The following is a 19597-nucleotide window of genomic DNA, read 5'->3' as shown; positions in this document are numbered from 1 at the left end:
AAGTTGTTTATAAACTATAATTGATGATCTTATGAGAATCGGAATAACAGGTGCTACCGGTCAACTAGGTCAATTGGTGGTACAAAAATTAAAAGAAAAGAAGGTGAATGCTGATTTTGTTGCTTTAGTCCGCAATCCTGAAAAGGCTAAGTCATTAGGTATTGAGGCAAGACAGTTTGATTACGATCAACCTGAAAACCTTTCCAAAGCATTGATTGGAATTGACAGACTGTTGTTGATTTCAGGAAATGAAATTGGTAAGAGGGCAGAGCAACATGCTAATGTAATCGATGCGGCAAAAGAAGCAGGTGTAAAATGGATTATATATACCAGCTTACTTCATGCAGATCAATCTTCAATTAGTCTGGCAACTGAGCACCTTGCAACTGAACAGAAGTTACATGAATCAGGTATTCCATTTACATTGTTGAGAAATGGTTGGTATACAGAGAATTATACAGGTAATCTAAAACTATCAGTTGAAGCCGGAGGATTAATAGGTAGTGCCGGAAATGGTAAAATTTCTTCCGCTAGTAGAGAAGATTATGCAGAAGCTGCAGCGGTAGTAATTTCTGATGATAGCCATAAAGGTAAAACTTATGAATTAGCTGGTGATCAATCGTTTACTCTAAACGATTTAGCTGAAGAGGTATCAAAAGTTACTGGTAAGCAGATTAGTTATACCAATTTGTCTGAATCGGAATATACTGAGGAACTTAAAAAAATGGGTTTACCTGAAGAATTAGCCAAAGTGTATGCTGGTTTTGATGTTAGTGCTTCAAAAAATGATCTTTTTGATGATAAAATGGATTTATCAAAAATTATAGGAAGACCAACAACTCCTTTATTCAAGAATGTAGATGCAGCATTAGCTTAATAGCTAATTAATTTATTTGATAGTATGGTATCATTTAATTTTGATGCCATACTTTATTCTGATTCATAGGTATGTTTTGGCCAATGTAGATAGAAATTTTATTAATTAATGGATCGCAAAAATTTTCTGAAATTATTGGCTCTGATGCCATTTACGGGGGTAGCAATGAAATTAAAAAATTTAAATAGACTGACTGAATCATTTGATCCGACTGATAAAATGCCGGTGTTGTTTTTAGGACATGGAAGCCCGATGAATGCTATTGAAGAAAATGAATTTGTCAGGGGATTCAGACGGGTTTCTAATGAAATTCAAAAGCCGACTGCAATATTATGCGTATCAGCTCATTGGGAAACACGTGGTACAATGGTCACAGCAATGCAGAATCCACCAACCATTCATGATTTTGGAGGGTTTCCCAGAGAATTATTTGAAGTTCAGTATCCGGCTCCTGGTAATCCGGATTTAGCCAGGGAAACAAGAGAAATGATTAAAACTACTAAGGTAGAATTAGATCATAACTGGGGACTAGACCACGGTGCCTGGTCAGTGATAAGGCATATGTACCCAGATGCAAATATACCGGTAATTCAAATGAGCCTTGATTACACTAAAGATGCTCAATACCATTATAATTTAGCTAAAGAATTAGCAAAACTCCGGGAAAAAGGTGTTTTGATTGTTGGTAGTGGTAATATGGTTCATAATCTTAGGCAAGTCGACTGGAGAAGGTTAAATGATAATTTTGGCTATGACTGGGCTATTGAAGCAAATGAGAAAATGAAAAGATATATCCTGGATGGAGATCACGAAAAACTGATTAACTACCATAAACAGGGAGGTTCTTTTAATCTGTCAATACCTTCACCAGATCATTATTTACCATTGCTGTATTCTTTAGCCCTGGCAGATAAAAATGAGTCAATAGATATCTTCAATGATGCACCTGTGGGAGGTTCATTGACAATGACATCTGTAAGGATCGGGAGCAATTAATGTTTGAATTAATAGTAAACTCAATACACATTTAAATCAGATCTAAGCATTTTATATAGTAGAAAACACATAAATATTCCTGGCATTAAAGAATGAATATTGTCACTATGAACAGATAAATAAAAGGAAATGTATTTTCTTTATCATCAATTAATCATGGATGATTATATTTGATTTAAGATTTTTTACTTTTAGCCAGACATTTATGTATTTACTTTTTCCGGGAAGACACCATTTATTAACAACATTTCAATACAAATACGTTTCAAATATTCTGATTTCACAACTCAAAGGCCTAAAAGATGTCAATGGGGGCGAATTAGAAATGGTCGAGAAAATAGAAGGTGTTGTGTTTGCTGTTACATCTGCAAATCATTCAGGTACAAAAAGAAACCCGATACCATTTTATTTAAGAGCTATGATGATCCAGGAGTTTAGTAAAGACCTGAACCTGCCTGTTTACGTCTATGGAATTGATGATGTTGGTATTCTTGAAAACTTTGCTGAATACACATTAAAGCAAATAAAGCATCAAAGCGATCAGCAATTGATCTTAACTCCTGAAAATACAGCAGTTATCTGTTCAACACCGGTATTGGATATGTATTTGAAACTAGGGTTTACTGTATTGCCTGCAGAACTGGAAGATTATTCTAAACAATCATATAGCCATAAATTGCCATGGGATTTAATCGAGGAATTGTCAAACTCGGAAACCGAACTTCAATCTGATGTTATTCATACATCATCAAGAAAGATCTGGTTAACATATTCATTAGCTGATAAAGTGAAAACAATTCTTTTAGATCCAATTATCGGAGAAGACGGAGATATCACAGAGTCAAGAGATTACAATACCTATGTGCGGCAAATGGACGAAATCGCAGAGATAAAATTCAAAGATACCAGTCCGTTTATAGTAGCTGGAAGAATAGGTGATATTGGTTGTGCCGTCGGATCCTGGATTAAGCAAGCTAGCGAAGAACAAGCATTAAGAGAATCTGATTTTTATGGAATAGAGGTTGCACGGCAGCTGTTTGATATTTGTACTCAGCGAAAACATAATGGTGAGTTTAAAAATCCAAACGTGTTTTTTGCACAAAAGAATGCTGTCACTTCATTGGTATTTGAAAAAGAATCAATGAATACAATACATACGTCCTCGTTAACTCATGAGATTGAGTCGTATGGAAGCCGGGAAGATTTATTGAAGTTTATCAAAAATCGGTATGAAGAACTTGCTCCTGGTGGTGTTTGGATAAATCGGGATGTGGTTGGTCCTGTTGATGGCGATCAGGAAGTTTTAATGCTTTTAAATAAAGAAGATGGCATAAATGATGATTTTGATAAGGAGTTTTCTAATCACACAGAGTTGACTGAATACTTAAATCAATTGTCAACATATTCTAGATTTTTGCGATTTGCCAAGGATTTTAGGAAGCAGGAGAATGATCAAATTCAATATTCTGTAATTAATGCCAAGGGCAAGAAGTATATCAAATTGAGGTATATGGATGCTGCTGATTTCATGCTTACCAAAGATTATACGGATAACTGGATGAGTGAAATGCATGAACGGTTTTGTTTCTGGAGTATTAATGATTGGAAGGAGGCCTTAGAGGACGTCGGATTTACAATAGGGAAGGAGACTCATGCTTACACCAATCAGTGGATTGTTGATAATCGATTTGATAATAAGGTTCAGCTTTTTAATTCTTCATTTGAAAAAGTTGATAACCCACCAACTAACGTATTGATCGTGGCCAGAAAGATATCATAATTAGCGTATTATTTACGTAAATTATTATCTTTGTTTTTATGGCAACATCTCAAAATATTAAGGTCGCAGTTGATGCGGTTGTTTTTGGTTATACATCTAATGAAGGACTTTCCGTATTGTTAATTAAAAGAAAGGGCAATACATTTAAAGGGAAATGGGCATTACCAGGTGGTCTTGTTAAGGATGATGAATCGTTAGAAGAAGCGGTGAGCCGGGAACTTAATGAAGAAACCGGAGTAAAAATAAACTATCTGGAACAGCTTTATACCTTTGGAGAGTTAGATAGAGATCCCAGAAACAGGGTAGTATCAGTTGCTTATTATGGATTAGTTAAGCCTGATGTATTTGAACTTGATGCCGATACAGATGCCAGTGATGCGGCATGGTTTAATATAAAGTCACTACCGGAACTTGCTTTCGATCATAATCATATCTTAGAGGTGGCAATTCAACGCCTTAAAGGAAAGATAACTTACGAACCAATCGGGTTTGAATTGCTAGATATGAAATTTCCGTTTTCTGAACTGGAAAAGTTATATCAAACTGTGTTAGATCGTCCTATTGATAGAAGGAATTTTAAGAAAAAGATTATGAAATTTGGTTTTCTTGAAGAAACCGATGAAAAACAGCAATTATCAGGAGCCGGGAGGCCAGGAAATCTGTTTAAATTCAATAAACCAAAATACGATAAACTAAAAAAAGAAGGAATTAACTTCGAAATCTAGGCTCTTTGAGCCTTTTTTTATGTTTTTACTGCTATTAGTGTAAAAATAACACAAATTATTTTGTGTTTTAATTACGCATATTTATATTTGCGTATAAGTAACGCAATTATTGATGAAAACAGCAGTAATAATCGCCCGATTTCAAAGTCCATATTTACATGATGGACATACAACCTTAATTGAAAAGGTAAAGTCAGCCCATTCTAAGTTGGTAATAATTTTAGGAGTCGCTCCGGTTTGCGGTAGCAGGAGAAACCCTCTTGATTATCATTCCAGAGAGAAGATGATCAAATCAATCTATCCGGATATCGTGGTATTACCATTACGAGATCAACCTAATGATCAAAATTGGTCAGAGCTATTGGATGAGTTATTATCTACCACATTTCCTACAGAACAATTTTTACTATATGGCAGCAGAGACAGTTTTATTCCTTACTACAGTGGTAGGTTTGAGACTATAGAACTTCCAGAACATGGTAAAATAAATGCTACTGAATTGCGAGGGGAGTATGGAGATCGGGCATTATGCTCAGAAGATTTTAGGGCTGGTATAATTTACGCTTACCATAATCAATATCCTAAAACGTATGCCACAGTAGATATTGCAATTTTCAGAAATAATAAAACAGAAATACTACTCGGCTGGAAAGCCAGTGAGAAGAAGTGGTGTTTTGTCGGGGGTTTTTCTGATCCTTCAGATGATAGTTTTGAAGAAACAGCTAAAAGAGAATTACAGGAAGAGTGCGGTCAGATTGAAGTTGGACCTATGAAATATGAGACATCATCAAAAATCAATGACTGGAGGTACAAAAATGAGACAGATAAAATTATAACCACGCTTTTTAGCTGTGATTACATGTTTGGAAAGCCTGTACCACAAGATGATATAGATCGACTTAAGTGGTTCTCTATCAGTGATATACCGCAAATGATTATTAGCAATGAAATAAGTAAAGAGCATGAACATTTATTTAAGCTGCTTTTGAATAAATATTTCCAGGTTGAAACCTTAAAACTAAATGGATATGAGACAAAATAACCTAATATTACTCGCCGATGCTTATAAATATTCTCACCACAAACTTTACTATCCAGGAACTACCAAAGTGTATAGTTACCTGGAGAGCAGAGGGGGGAAGTTTGATAATACAGTTTTTTATGGTCTTCAGTATTTTTTGAAAGAATATTTGGAAGGTATGGCATTTACTCAGCAAGATCTTGATGAAGCTGAGCCATTTCTAAAAGATGTCTTTGGAAGAGATGATGTGTTTGATAAAGATAAGTTTCAATATATTTTAGATAAGCACAATGGAAAGCTTCCTGTCCGTATAAAGGCAGTTCCGGAAGGCACAGCTGTTGGTGTAAAAAATGTGTTGATGACCATTGAAAATACAGACCCAAACTGTTATTGGTTAACAAATTTTCTAGAGACTATATTAATGCAGGTTTGGTATCCAAGTACTGTAGCAACCATTAGTCGCGAAGTAAAAAAAGTCATCTCTCAGTTTTTCAATGATACAGCATCTGAAGGTTCAGAAGCGGGGATTGAGTATGTGCTTAATGACTTTGGGTTTAGAGGGGTTAGTAGTGTTGAAAGCGCAGGACTGGGAGGTAGTGCCCACCTGATAAATTTCAGAGGTAGCGATACCCTTGCTGGTTCTGTTTTGGCCAGGCGATTTTATAATACAGATCAGGTTTATGGAAATAGTATTCCGGCTACAGAGCATAGTATTTGTACACTTTTAGGAGAATCTGGTGAACTGGAATTGTTTAAGCATGTTTTAAACACCTTTCCAACCGGATTGGTGGCTTGTGTATCAGATAGTTATGATATTTTTAGGGCTTGTGATCAATATTGGGGAGAAAACCTGAAAGCGGAAATATTGGATAGGGAAGGGGTATTGGTTATTCGACCTGACAGTGGTGATCCTATTATGACCTTGTTGCGAATTTTTGATATCCTGTTTGAAAAATTCGGATTTACAGTAAATGAGAAAGGATACAAAGTGCTCCCATCACAAATTCGTGTTATCCAGGGCGATGGTGTAAACTATGAGGCTATTATTGACATATATGCTGCGCTTAAAAATAATGGGATTAGTGCTGAAAATCTTGTTCTTGGAATGGGAGGAGCACTTCTTCAAAAGCTGGATCGGGACACACAAAAATATGCCTTAAAATGTAGTTATGCTGAAATAAATGGAGAAGAGGTAATTGTACAGAAAAGGCCTGTTGAAATGGATGAGAACGGGAAGATTACCTCTAGTTTTAAACGAAGTAAAGGAGGCCGGTTGAAACTGATCAAACAAGGTGATGAATTCATTACAGTTTCTTCAGAAGATTATCCATTAATAAAAGACGAACTGGTGACAGTTTTCGAGGATGGCCAGGTTGTGAAAGAATATACTTTCGAAGAAGTCAGGGAAAATGCCAAAGTTTTAAATAAAGCCTTAGTACTATGATAACAAAAGCAATAATCAAGGCATTTGATAATGCTAAAAAGAAAAACTGGGATAAAACATTTTGGGCATTTGATATTCATGAAACAATCATAAAGCCCAATTGGTCAGCTGATGAAATTCCAACCGAATTTTATCCACGAGCAAAAGAAGCAATGCAAATGATTACACATCGGTCAGATGTGACGAGTATCCTTTTTACTTGTTCTCATCCACATGAAATAAGTAAATACCTTGCCTATTTTGAACAAAACGGAATTCATTTTGACCATGTAAATGAAAATCCGGAGGTAAAGAGTAAGAAGTATGGCTATTATGAAAAGAAGCCCTATTTCAATGTGCTATTTGAGGATAAGGCAGGTTTCGACCCAAATTCAGACTGGGATCAGGTAATTGAATTGTTAAGTAAAAATTAAAGGGATCATGTTCGGTATAAATTATATAAAATTCGATTCGATGACCTATGTCATTCAGTATAAAAATGGGATTAAACTCAAGGAGGGAAGAGGATTATCATTTTTTTACTTTGCTCCGAATACTTCTATCGTGGCAATTCCATTAGGTAGTAGCGATGTGAATTTCATCTTTACTGAAACAACCAATGATTTTCAGGAAATATCTATTCAAGGTCAAATCACTTATAAAATTAAAGACCCTATACAACTGGCCGAGTTACTCGATTTTACAGTTGATGATAAAGGAAAATATAAAAAGGATGATTTTGAAAAACTTAATGAACGCATAATAAATGAGGCCCAAACGGCTACAGCCGGATTTATCAGGGAAATTGGGCTTGTGAAATCAATAAGTAGTTCAAAAGAAATAGAAAATGTGATCACTCAAGGTTTAAATCAATCAAATACTATTAATCAGTTGGGCATTCAACCGTTGAGTGTTAGCATCTTGGCGATAAAGCCCAGTCCGGAAACAAAGCGGGCATTAGAAGCTAAAACCAGAGAATCTTTACTAAAAGAAGCAGATTCGGCGATATACGAGCGAAGAAATTTTTCTGTAGAGCAAGAGAGAATGATAAAGCAAAGTGAACTTAATACAGAAATTGCAGTCGAGGAGAAGAAAAAAGAAATCGCTGAGAAGCAAATGGAAAGAGCAGTTGCCGAGGCGAAAAATGAACGTCAAATCAGGGAGATGAAAGTGGATGCTGATATTTCGGTGGAAACTAAAAAGCAAGACCTGATAGACAAACAGGTTAGTAATGAAAAGAAAACTGCTGAAGCAAATGGCTATGCCATTGAGGCGATGGTAAAGCCATACAAAGATATGGATTGGAGATTGATTAATGCCTTGACGAGTAATTCTACTGATTCAGGTTCACAAATTGCCTTGGCATTTCGGGAATTGGCAGAGAATGCAGGCAAAATCGGTACATTAAATATTAGTCCGGAATTATTAGAAACCCTTGTAAATAATGGAGTTCGAAAGAATAGTAGTCGTAAGTGATAAAACCAGGCTTGATGCTTTAGTAGAACGCTTTAATTCTAAAGCACAGGCCATGTTTTATATTATTCACAACGGAGGTGATTTCAGCGATTTTGAAGAAGAGCATAAAACCTATTATGAATGTCTTTCTCAGATTCAAAAATCAGCGACAAAGATGCTTAAAACTATGGTTTTGAGTAAAAGGTATATACCATCGTTTATATTTAACGCATCAGATATTATTGTTGTAGTGGGTCGTGATGGATTGGTCGCCAATGTTGCAAAATATGTAGGAACATGTCCTATAATAGCAGTGAATCCGGATACAGATCGATATTCTGGAGTTTTGCTTTCATTTGATAACAATACATTTCAAAGTGCCTTAACCATGATGTTGAAAAATGAAAAGAAAATTAACAAGGTGACCTTGGCGAAGGCATTATTAAATGATGGTCAGGAACTACTAGCGTTTAATGATTTCTTTATCGGGAAGAAAGATCATACGTCTGCTGGTTATGTTATAAACTATTGTGGAAAATCAGAATTTCAATCATCAAGTGGACTGATTATTTCTACCGGAGCTGGTTCTTCTGGATGGCTAAGTTCTGTTTTTAACGAGTTGAATGGGCTTAATAAGTTATTTGGAGGTAATCAATCAGAATTGAGCTATCAAATGAATTGGGATGATGATGATTTGTGTTTTGTTGTTCGAGAACCATATAAAAGCCCAAAATCACCGGCTAATATTGTCGCAGGGATAGTTAATAAAGAAAATCAATTGTTGATTGAGTCAGCGATGCCTGAAAATGGGGTGATTTTTAGTGATGGGATGCTGGATGATTATATCTCATTTAATGCCGGAAGTACGATTGAAGTTTCTACATCAGTCATTAAAGCACATTTGGTAGCGGAATAGTTCAATAAATGTTTTATAGTTGTATTGCGATAAATTAATGTTGCGTTTCGCTATTCTATTATGCCATTGCTAAATAAATGATTATCTTAAATTATGATAGAAACAATTAGCATTAAAGATGATTAAAATAGTAGCATTTGCCGGAAGTAATAGTTCAACATCGATAAATATGCAGCTTGTGAATTGTGTTTTAAGCATGTTGGATAGGGATCAATATGAAATTATACGGCTGAATCTCAATGATTTTGAAATGCCTTTGTATTCAATTGATCGAGAGAAGGCAAATGGCATTCCTGATGAAGCCCATGAGTTTAGGGCTTACTTTGCTGATGCAGATGCAATCATTTGTTCGATGGCAGAGCATAACCGGAGCTATACGGTAGCTTTTAAAAATATTTTTGATTGGTCATCCAGGGTCGATCTGAATATTTTCGGTGGAAAGAAAATGTTATTAATGAGTACCTCCCCCGGAGGATATGGCGGTGGAAATGTGATGAGTGCAGCAAGTGGATTCTTTCCAAAGTGTGGAGCCGAAGTGGTGGATACTTTTTCACTTCCTAAGTTCTATGATAATTTTAAAGAAGGAAAGGTTGTTAACGAAGAGCTTGATAGTGAATTGAAGGGAAAAGTTGATGCGTTTTTAAAGCATATAAAATAACGCAAGTAAAATTCATGTTGAATAATTAATAATCTTAATTTACATCCAAATGCTTGATATAATCATTGAAGCTCGAAAAGCCGAAATTACCTCTGGTTTTACGGTCAGGCGAATATTGCCATACCGAATAAGAAGAATGATCGGTCCATTTATTTTTATGGATCATGGTGGGCCTGTCAGTATGCCAAAAAACGAAGCTTCAAAGTATGATGTATTACCACATCCTCATATTGGATTATCTACGGTGAGCTATTTATTTAGTGGAAAGATCACACACCGGGATAGCCTGGGAATAGAACAGATCATCAAACCCGGAGAGGTAAACTGGATGACTGCCGGAAAAGGTATTGTGCATAGCGAGCGGTTCGAAGACCCGGCAATTCGCGCAGGAGGGAAGCTCGAAATGTTACAGACCTGGGTAGCATTACCCGAAAAAGATGAGGAAGGAGATCCGTCTTTCATTAATTATACATCAGATCAATTACCAATATTTAATGACAAGGGTATCTGGATGCGACTTATTGCTGGTGAGGCATATGGATTAAAGAGTAACCTGAAGACAACTTCACCATTATTTTATATTCATGTCGAACTAGAGCCGGGTGCTCATTTTGGAATACCAACTGGTTATAGCGAGCGTGGTGTTTATATAGTGAAAGGAAGTGTAGATATCAAGGGGGTATCTTATCCTGAGGGAAACCTTCTAGTATTTTCTAAAGGTAAAGATCCTGTAATTAAAGCGAATGAAGTGACCACATTAATGATGCTGGGCGGCGAGCATCTTGGAGATAGGTACATCTGGTGGAATTTTGTTTCGAGTAGTAAAGACCGGATAGAACAGGCAAAAGAAGACTGGAAACAAGGGCGAATATTAATGCCACCAAATGATAACAAGGAATTCGTTCCATTGCCCGAAGACCGATCAAGACCTGCCGGAGGACCACAACCGGAAGCACTTTCTTAATATATTATTTGAAAAACCATGACCACTTTGACTAAAATTGAATCAACCGGACAAAAAAGGTTAATTTTTGTCATTTAATGATTCATTTATGTTTTTGATCAACTGCTGATTAAGATTCATTGTTTTTGATAACATATTGTTTTGGTAATCCAGGATATATAATATTCCATGTAAATTCGAAAATAGGCGTTGATTTTTATGAATTTCCAAATCTTTAATTTCAGGTAATTCAGTGCTCAATTTTAATGATCTTTGAACCATTTCTCTAGTGGTGAATTCAGGGAAAAATTCATCTACTACATAACGATTCATCATTATTATTCTTTCCTGTACACCATGCTTATAATCATGACCATAGTATTCAGAAAGAAGCTTTTTCAAATCATTATCTCTAATTATTGCGATTGATTCAGCAGATAGCATGTTTGAATATGTAGTACTAATTGGTTCAAATACCCTGTAATCTGTAAATACCTGAGTGTTTTGAGCAAATATTTGAATTCTATCATAATTTGTTAGTGTGTCATTAAATATTTGTAATAAAGAGTAGATAGATTTTTTTTTGATTTTATTAAAATTTTTTACTTCTGTTAATGAAAGTGAATCTTGGATCAGGTTAGCTTTTAATTCGAGTAAATAAGCTTGTTCCTTTTCACGGTCTATTCGTTGAGAATTCATGTTGTTGATCTGTAAAGCGATAAGAATTCCAATCACAACAAGAATAATCTCACCAAGAGCATATATCAGGTACCTTGTAAAACGGTTTTCATGTAGAAGCTTCTGTCTGATTTTTCTAAATACTGTAATCATAATTTAATAGAAGGGAAGACATAAATAATATAAGCCATTAATCTATAAATCTAAAAATTAATTGTAAAGGTAATCTTAGGCTTTTTGTGTTAAAGAATGATCCAAACAGGAAAAGCCAATAATATTAGAGGTTTAGAGATGACAGAATTAATATGAAATGATGGATTGAAAATATTAATAGAACTTATCATAAATGTTGGAAAGGCAGTAATGTTTTGCTGACTTTTAAAGAATTATATTATATTTTATAAGTTTAAATACATATTTTCAACTTGGATTTTGTAATTTTTAACTTTTAAAATATTTTGAGAATTTTATAATTTAACTATGAGAGCTTTTAGAAATAATTTTTTGATTCTTGTATTTGTAACAGTATTGTGTTTTTCATGCGATGAAGATGATTCTCTTGAACTCCAAGAAAAACCTGATACTTTTAATTCAATTGGGATAGGCGAACAATTATTTAATATTAATTCAGTAATACTAAAAAATAATGGTGTAGATGATTCTGAATCACCTGAATATTTTGGTAATGAATTTGAGTTAATTTTGTTAACTGATGATTTAAAAGTAGATTCTTTAGATGGATTTTCAATTGAAGGGGAAGGTTTATATATGTCATTAAAAATTTATGCTAATGAATTAGCTGAAAGTGACTACAGTAGTTTGAATGGTGAGACACCAATTTCTACAGGTAGATTTAAAGCAAGTTATTCAAAGCAGTGGAATGCTGATGGCAATGAAATATCATGGAGTGATACATATGGTGGCTATATTCGGTATAAAAAATTTGATGACGGGAAACATTCGTTAACCTTTTACGGGTTTGATAGTCCGACAGATACAGTTAGGGCTTCATATTTTGGATCAGTGATTTATCTGGATTAGAAATACAGAATTTAAGGAGCTTTAATGGCTCCTTTTCAATTTTACCATTTATTTACATAATTTACATTATGTTAATTAAAAAAGAATTGATTACCCTCTTATGCGCTATTTTCAACAAACAAGATTAACCCTGTTTCCTGTGGTTTGATTAATTACCAGTAATATTTATTCTGTGGACTTATGGCGATCCCTGAATTTGATAGATAAGAAAATTGTATTAGTCTTGTAGTTGTGTAAAAACTGAGATATTAAATGAGACAACGGATACATTGGGTTTTATTAACTCTGATTTTATTGTGCTATAGCTGTTCGGAAAACTTTTCAATTAATAGTGAAATTTGTAATGAGCAGCATTATATATCCGAATTCGTGATGAATCCTGAAATTTATATCTCTAATAAAAAATTCACATTTAAAGTTGATCATTTTGATAGCTTGAATGAAAAGTATTTAACAGATACCATTCAACTGATCACTTCAAATAAAAAATGGACTTTTGATAGTTTACAATATCGAATTGAATGGGTTATTGACAATATGTCTTCTTCTACTGGTGTTTCAGTAAATGATTCAGCTATTTGGTTACATCCTCCCAGGTCAAATAAACTTTATAAAAAATTAGAATTTAGCCCATTCCCCTATGTTGTTTTTTCAAAAGACAGTTCTTTTACCTGGTCATTTGCTTTTGATGTTCCATCTTCATATTCAATTAAGGAAATTGCTGAATGGCAGGGAATTAGAACATTCTCAAGTCATTACAAAATTTCAGATACGGTCCTTTTGCCAACTCCTTTAGGTGATTTACAATGCTTGAAAATTGTAGGAGAATGTGATAATACACTTAATACCACTATCCTAACCTCCTATTTCAATCATAAATATGTATTTGTCAGGATGGAATACTCAACTGTTGATAATCAAAAGATAGTATTTGATTTGATTGAAATGAGTGATTATGAGGATAAATCAAATATATCTTTATTCCCTGAATTATTAAATGAATGATATAATAAATTTCTTTAAAATTGATTCAAGCAAAAAGCTACCTAAAAGTTAGATAGCTTTATGAATTAAATTAGTTTATACCAAGCCTATAATTCATAGCTTAATATCAAGTTCATTTTTTGGATATTTGAATCGAGGTCTTTTATTACTGAAGGTCCAATACTTCGAAGATATCGAGCTTCAATGTTTACATTTTTGATAGAAAGTCCAAGTCCACCGGTAAATCCTCTCTCTCCTGTTCTTATAGGGTTAATTGCTACTCCTTCGGTCGTTTGAACAGGAATATAAAAGGTGTCTTCTGTAATACTGAAATTTTCATTTTTAATAGAAAGACCTGCCGAAAATCCTCCATTTATAAATATATCAACATTACCTACAGGGATTTTATGTCTTAACAATACATTAAGTGCTAAAGATGTATTTCCGATAGTTGATTTATTTGTAATGGTTCTATTTTCATTCATTACATTTTCATGTTCAAATGAAACAGAATATGTTGATAATAAAAGCTCATTATGAATTATCCAACGTTGATTGTTTCTGGGAAGTAATATGTCAGCTGCAAATCCAAAGATAAAATCAATTGAGTTTTGTTTTCCAGGCTCAACTAAATAAGCATAGTTATCAAGGCTTGAATTAAAAGTTAAGGTAGTTTGGCTCAACCCGGAAAGTATTGAGAATTTGGTAATAATTTTTTCTTCTTTTGAAAAGACTATTACCTCCTGATTATGACACTCATTGTATTTAATAAATAATTTGGTTAGACTTTTTAAAGTATAACTGGAATTAACTATTGAACCATGAATGTCGTCACAGTCATTAAAGTATAATGATAATTGATTCTTGTATTTTGAGTTTTCTATTACTTGTTTACTTCCATTATTACTGTAGTAATACTTTTTTCTTTCCAGCCATTCAATTTTGCCACCATTATCAATATATAGGTTGATTATTCCTGATTTTGTCTTGAAATAAAACAAGTCCCTTTTCCCTTCGATTATTTTTCTTACAAAAACTGTATCTGTAACCGAGACTGGATTTGGACTATCCGAAAGATTTCCGAGATCGTAAGTGCTATTATCTACCTGAACAATTGCACTTTGATAAAGTTCATCATTTACCAAAAATGATTTAATCTCGAAAGGTTTATAAATCGTCCTTTTGTTTTCATTATAAAAATTGATTTTATCAGGATTGCTTCCCCAGTTTTTATAATCAATTTTGCCCGAAATTGTATCTCCTTGAAGGCTTACAATTACAGCCGGAAGGTAGTTATCCTGAGCATTAGCATAGGAAAATGTTAATATAGATATAATAACAATAAAAAAATGTTTATTCATAGTTTTAAAAATTGAAGGGGCAAATATGGGAATCAATTATTATAATCAAAAGCTAATAATTGAATAATTGCTAAACTGATTTACACTTAATCTAAACCTAGTAAAGTTCAATTATTAAAAGACAATACCTTAATATTTAGTAACTATTCGATGCTTTAGTACCCAGCTGCCTGACCATCTTTACGTGATTCCGATGCTCCATAATATACTTTATTATTTTTATCGTACATTATCGCCTGGTAACCACCATACCCTCCATTACTAAATCTTATTCTATGTCCTTTTAAAAGTAATTGTTTGATTTCATCATATTCAATCCCGCTTTCTAAACTTACTTCCCCTCCGTCAGTCATTTCACCTCCGGTCGGTTGAGAAGAACCATCATGCCTAATTCTTGGAGCATCTCCGGCTTCCTGTAAATTCATATCGAAATCAACCAGGTTTACAATAATCTGTGCGTGCCCCTGAGGTTGCATGCTACCTCCCATTAATCCAAAACTGATATATGGTTGACCATCTTTTGTTACAAATGCAGGTATAATTGTATGAAAGGGTCTTTTCATAGGTTCATAAACATTTGCATGCCCTTCTTCCAATGTAAATAGCTCTCCCCTGTCCTGAAGCATAAAACCACATCCTTCAGGAATCAGTCCTGAACCCATTCCTCTAAAGTTACTTTGGATCAACGAAACCATATTTCCATCCTTATCTGCAACAGTTAAATATATTGTATCACCATCTTTTAATTTACCGGCTTCAACACTTGGTTGTGATTTATTAGGATCAATTATTTTTCTTCGTTCTTCTGCATAGCGATCTGAAAGTAATTCTTCTACAGGTATTTTTGTGAAATTTGGATCGGCATAATATTTTGCTCTGTCTGCAAAGGCTAATTTTTTTGCTTCTACAAATGTGTGGATATATTCAGCTGAACCGAAACCCATGGACCTAATATCATATCCCTCTAATATTTGAAGAATTTGCAGTGCAGCGATTCCCTGGCCATTTGGAGGTAATTCCCAAACATCGTAACCTCTATAATTAACTGAAACTGGTTTTACCCATTCAGATTCATGAGCTTTCAGATCATCAAGACTTAAAAAACCTCCCTGGTCTTGTACTATTTCGACGATTTTTTTAGCTATTTCACCTTCATAAAAGGCTTTTTTGCCCTTTTTGGCAATTATCTCATAGGTATTTGCCAGATCAGGGTTCTTAAAGATATCACCTTTCTTTAATGGCTCTCCATTAATCATATAAGTCTCTTCGAAACCAGGATACTTGCTAAAATATGCAGCACTTCTTGTCAGGTAATACCCAATTAATTCAGTTACAGGAAAACCTGATCTCGCATAATTGATCGCTGGCTGAAGAATTTCATTCATTGGTTTACTTCCAAATTTGTCATGAAGTTCATACCACCCATCGACAGCTCCGGGTACTGATACAGGTAATGCTCCTAAAGCCGGGATTTTTTCATAATTATTAGTTTTGAAATATTCAAAAGTCAAGTTTTTTGGAGATCTGCCACTGGCATTTAAACCATGGAGCTTTTGAGTTTTTGAATCCCAAACAATTGCAAAGAGATCACCTCCTATTCCGTTTCCTGTAGGTTCCATTAATCCTAATGTTGCATTCGCTGCAATAGCTGCATCTATGGCATTTCCTCCAGATTTTAATATATCCAATGCAACTTGTGTAGCAAGAGGATGGCTTGTTGCTGCCATACCATTTTGAGCTATTACCTCTGAACGGGTAGCGAAATTCTTGCTACCTATTCTATCCTGGGAAAACCCGGTAAACGTAATAAAGAAAATATAAATAAGGAATGATATCTTTTTCATTGGTGCATTGGTTTGGGTTTGATAATCAGTTATTTCTGGTGTTATGTCATTCACTTAACTTAAAGTGATTCAATAAATTACAAAAGGCTTGTTAATAGTTAAAGTAGGGCTAATTTGGTTGATTTCAAAAACATACCTTTATCTGCTTAAACATTTTTGTTTATAAATGCCTTCTTTCAAATGAGGATATACAATTTTAATTCAACAAAAAAACACAGCCTTTTCTGACTGTGTTTTTAATTAAAGTAATATTTTTTTTAAGCATTTAGTATTATGTATTTAATGCATTTCCATAATATTTCTTCCTGAATCTGAAAGCTACATTTACCAATGCAATCAATGCAGGTACTTCAACCAGTGGCCCAATTACTCCGGCGAATGCCTGTCCACTGTTTAATCCGAAAACCGCTATACCTACTGCAATGGCTAGCTCAAAATTGTTACCTGCTGCTGTAAACGCAATGGCTGCATTTTCATCATACTTCGCTCCCATTGCCTTACTAATGAAAAATCCAATAACGAACATCAATACAAAGTATATCAATAAAGGAACTGCGATCTTAAACACATCCATCGGAATTTCAACTATTAATTCTCCCTTAAGGCTGAACATTAACACGATAGTGGCAAGTAAAGCAATTAATGTAATCGGTGATATCGTTGGAATGAAAACTGTATTGTACCACTCCTCTCCTTTTAGTTTAACTAATATCACTCTTGATAAAATACCAGCTAGAAACGGAATTCCCAGGTAAATCGCCACGCTTTCAGCGACTGTCGCAATTGATATATCAATGACCGCTGAGTCAAAACCAAAGTATGGAGGAAGAACAGTAATGAATATCCAGGCATAAAAACTATATGCAAACACCTGGAAGATACTATTCAATGCGACTAGTCCTGCGCCATACTCTTTTGATCCTTCTGCCAGATCATTCCATACCAAAACCATAGCGATGCATCTTGCAAGTCCGATCAAAATTACTCCCGTCATATACTCAGGACTATCATGAAGGAAGATCAGTGCTAGCACAAACATTAATACCGGTCCAATGATCCAGTTTAATATTAGTGATATAGATAATATTTTAACGTTTTTAAATACTTTAGGCAACAACTTATAGTTGACTTTAGCCAAAGGAGGGTACATCATTAATATTAGTCCTATAGCTAATGGTACGTTGGTTGTACCACTATTCATTGAATTAACATTTTCAGCAAACCCAGGGAAAAAATATCCTAACCCTACCCCAATAATCATCGCTGAAAGTATCCAGGTAGTTAGATTTTTATCTAAAAAATTAAGCTTCTTTTTAGTCATTATTTTCTTATGAAAAAGTTAATGGTGTCTTTTCTACGTTTGAAAACAGATATACCATTTCAAGTGCAATTTGGTCTGACCGTTCAGCATAAACCTGCTTTTGATTATTCGTTCCATCTGAAATTTTCGGATCCTCATATCTTAATGGTATTCTACAAGTTGTACCCGGGATGAACGGGCAGTCATTATCAGCTGAACTACAAGTCATGATTGCAGCAAATTCCTCTTTTGGGTTTGCTTCATCATCATATACCTTACTAAAGCAGATCAAAGGTTGTTCATTTTTGTCATAATAAACCTGATAAATTTCAGGTTCTTCATCTCCTTCAGGAATATGATCTATTTCAAATCCTATATCTTTCAGGGTATTCACTGCGGCAGGATAAAAAGCAGTTACTTCGGTTCCACCTGAAAATGCAGGTATTCTGTCTGCCATGCCTCTATCTGCAGCGGCTACACTTGCCCATACCTGAGCTAGCTGACTGCGACGGCTATTGTGTGTACATACAAAAAGTAATTTTGGCTTCATGCCGGTTATTTCTGTATGATTAATGTAAGCAGATATTTTATTCAATATCTGCTTTCTTTCATCACTGATTTCATCAAACCTTCCTTTCAGGTTATCGATGTAATCTTGAAGTTTTTTATACATAAAGAATGATCTAAATTCGTATTAACAACATCCTGATCCAGGCTCGCAACATGCTTCATTATTTTCTGAAACATCTTTTACATGGAGATTTTGCAATGATCTTTTAATCTTTTTTCCTCCTTTTTCGCCATAAACAGTGATACTGTAAATACCTTTCGTTTTATTAAAGGCTGCAATTTCGTCAGCAGATAAGTATTTTTCAAGAATGTCTCCGGGAATGTTAATAGGCTTTTGTTTTTGTAATGTAATATTTCTGAATCCAGCATTTTTTATCATCTCCAGGTAATCATTTTTTTGAATTGCTCCGGAAACACAGCCCGCATACATTTCCGCATCTTCCTTTAATGCCTCAGGTAAATCTCCATCAAGAACAATATCCGAAATACTAAAGTGCCCGGTATCTTTTAATACCCTGAATATTTCACTAAACACTTTTTGCTTGTCTGGGACTAGATTTAGAACACAGTTACTTACTATCACATCGGCAACACCATCAGATACTGGCATATCTTCAATATCACCTTGTCTGAATTCTACATTATTGAAACTTAACTTTTCAGCATTTATTCTTGCCTTTTCTATCATCTTTGGGGTAAAATCAATACCAATAACTTTTCCTGACTCACCTGTTTCATGTCTTGCTACAAAACAGTCATTACCAGCACCAGAGCCCAGGTCGATAACAGTATCGCCTTTTTGGATGTTTGCAAATTGAGTAGGTAATCCACACCCTAGTCCAAGGTCTGCATCATTATTATAGCCTTCTAATTCAGAATAATCATCAGTCATTATATTATAGACTTCCTTTGAGGCATCTGTGGCACCGCAGCATGATGCCGCATTAAGCATTTGATCATTTTCTGCGATCTCACTATATTTCTCTCTAACGATTTGTTTTAATTCTTCCGGAGTTTTCATAATC

19 protein-coding genes are annotated in these 19597 nt (G+C 34.5%); 13 read left to right on the top strand and 6 right to left on the bottom strand.

Going from position 1 to position 19597, the window contains the following annotated elements; genetic code table 11:
* The first annotated feature begins 31 nt into the window (after positions 1–31).
* From HH304_RS15985 to HH304_RS15935, 11 genes are all read left to right on the top strand, one after another.
* A complete protein-coding gene (locus HH304_RS15985) occupies positions 32–877 on the top strand; it encodes an SDR family oxidoreductase (RefSeq protein WP_169683482.1) in 846 nt (281 codons plus the stop codon).
* Positions 878–1042: 165 nt separating this feature from the next.
* Positions 1043–1873, top strand: coding sequence for a 4,5-DOPA-extradiol-dioxygenase (gene ygiD, locus HH304_RS15980; protein ID WP_271711665.1), 831 nt, complete (start codon positions 1043–1045; stop codon positions 1871–1873).
* 205 nt (positions 1874–2078) lie between these two features.
* Positions 2079–3653, top strand: a complete 1575-nt coding sequence (locus HH304_RS15975) for a class I SAM-dependent methyltransferase (RefSeq protein ID WP_169683477.1) — start codon at positions 2079–2081, stop codon at positions 3651–3653.
* A gap of 38 nt (positions 3654–3691) precedes the next feature.
* Positions 3692–4378, top strand: coding sequence for an NUDIX hydrolase (locus tag HH304_RS15970; protein ID WP_169683475.1), 687 nt, complete (start codon positions 3692–3694; stop codon positions 4376–4378).
* A gap of 112 nt (positions 4379–4490) precedes the next feature.
* Positions 4491–5420 (top strand): NUDIX domain-containing protein, encoded by a 930-nt coding sequence (locus HH304_RS15965; protein ID WP_169683473.1) that lies wholly within the window; start codon positions 4491–4493, stop codon positions 5418–5420.
* A complete protein-coding gene (locus HH304_RS15960; RefSeq protein ID WP_169683471.1) occupies positions 5407–6843 on the top strand; it encodes a nicotinate phosphoribosyltransferase in 1437 nt (478 codons plus the stop codon). Before HH304_RS15965 ends, HH304_RS15960 begins: the two co-directional genes overlap by 14 nt.
* Complete coding sequence (locus HH304_RS15955; RefSeq protein ID WP_169683469.1) at positions 6840–7256, top strand: hypothetical protein; 417 nt, start codon at positions 6840–6842, stop codon at positions 7254–7256. The genes HH304_RS15960 and HH304_RS15955 overlap by 4 nt, the downstream gene beginning before the upstream one ends.
* Before the next feature lie 7 nt (positions 7257–7263).
* Positions 7264–8298, top strand: a complete 1035-nt coding sequence (locus tag HH304_RS15950) for an SPFH domain-containing protein (RefSeq protein WP_169683466.1) — start codon at positions 7264–7266, stop codon at positions 8296–8298.
* Complete coding sequence (locus tag HH304_RS15945; RefSeq protein WP_169683464.1) at positions 8267–9193, top strand: diacylglycerol kinase catalytic domain-containing protein; 927 nt, start codon at positions 8267–8269, stop codon at positions 9191–9193. The genes HH304_RS15950 and HH304_RS15945 overlap by 32 nt, the downstream gene beginning before the upstream one ends.
* 118 nt (positions 9194–9311) lie before the next feature.
* Positions 9312–9851, top strand: coding sequence for an NADPH-dependent FMN reductase (locus HH304_RS15940; protein WP_271711658.1), 540 nt, complete (start codon positions 9312–9314; stop codon positions 9849–9851).
* A 49-nt stretch (positions 9852–9900) separates the two neighbouring features.
* On the top strand, positions 9901–10815 hold the full coding sequence (locus HH304_RS15935; protein WP_169683462.1) for a pirin family protein: 915 nt from the start codon (positions 9901–9903) through the stop codon (positions 10813–10815).
* Between the two features lie 60 nt (positions 10816–10875).
* Here HH304_RS15935 and HH304_RS15930 read toward each other — a convergent pair whose 3' ends face one another.
* The gene (locus HH304_RS15930; RefSeq protein ID WP_169683460.1) at positions 10876–11625 is read right to left on the bottom strand and encodes a DUF6090 family protein; all 750 of its coding nucleotides are present in this window, start codon (positions 11623–11625) and stop codon (positions 10876–10878) included.
* Positions 11626–11952: 327 nt separating this feature from the next.
* Between HH304_RS15930 and HH304_RS15925 the strand changes: the two genes are divergently transcribed.
* Together HH304_RS15925 and HH304_RS15920 are read left to right on the top strand one after the other, a co-directional pair.
* A complete protein-coding gene (locus HH304_RS15925; protein ID WP_169683458.1) occupies positions 11953–12513 on the top strand; it encodes a hypothetical protein in 561 nt (186 codons plus the stop codon).
* Between the two features lie 252 nt (positions 12514–12765).
* Positions 12766–13518, top strand: a complete 753-nt coding sequence (locus HH304_RS15920) for a hypothetical protein (RefSeq protein ID WP_169683455.1) — start codon at positions 12766–12768, stop codon at positions 13516–13518.
* An 86-nt stretch (positions 13519–13604) separates the two neighbouring features.
* Here HH304_RS15920 and HH304_RS15915 read toward each other — a convergent pair whose 3' ends face one another.
* The 5 genes from HH304_RS15915 to HH304_RS15895 form a co-directional block, all read right to left on the bottom strand.
* A complete protein-coding gene (locus HH304_RS15915) occupies positions 13605–14858 on the bottom strand; it encodes an outer membrane beta-barrel protein (RefSeq protein ID WP_169683453.1) in 1254 nt (417 codons plus the stop codon).
* A 155-nt stretch (positions 14859–15013) separates the two neighbouring features.
* A complete protein-coding gene (gene ggt, locus HH304_RS15910; RefSeq protein WP_169683451.1) occupies positions 15014–16702 on the bottom strand; it encodes a gamma-glutamyltransferase in 1689 nt (562 codons plus the stop codon).
* A gap of 271 nt (positions 16703–16973) precedes the next feature.
* On the bottom strand, positions 16974–18023 hold the full coding sequence (gene arsB / locus HH304_RS15905) for an ACR3 family arsenite efflux transporter (RefSeq protein WP_169683448.1): 1050 nt from the start codon (positions 18021–18023) through the stop codon (positions 16974–16976).
* Between the two features lie 7 nt (positions 18024–18030).
* On the bottom strand, positions 18031–18675 hold the full coding sequence (locus tag HH304_RS15900) for an arsenate reductase/protein-tyrosine-phosphatase family protein (RefSeq protein WP_169683446.1): 645 nt from the start codon (positions 18673–18675) through the stop codon (positions 18031–18033).
* A 21-nt stretch (positions 18676–18696) separates the two neighbouring features.
* Complete coding sequence (locus tag HH304_RS15895) at positions 18697–19593, bottom strand: arsenite methyltransferase (RefSeq protein ID WP_169683444.1); 897 nt, start codon at positions 19591–19593, stop codon at positions 18697–18699.
* Positions 19594–19597: the final 4 nt, after the last annotated feature.

Source organism: Marinigracilibium pacificum (genome assembly GCF_012926615.1).
Taxonomy (GTDB): Bacteria; Bacteroidota; Bacteroidia; order Cytophagales; family Cyclobacteriaceae; genus Mangrovivirga; species Mangrovivirga pacifica.
This window is presented reverse-complemented; position numbering and strand designations above follow the sequence as displayed.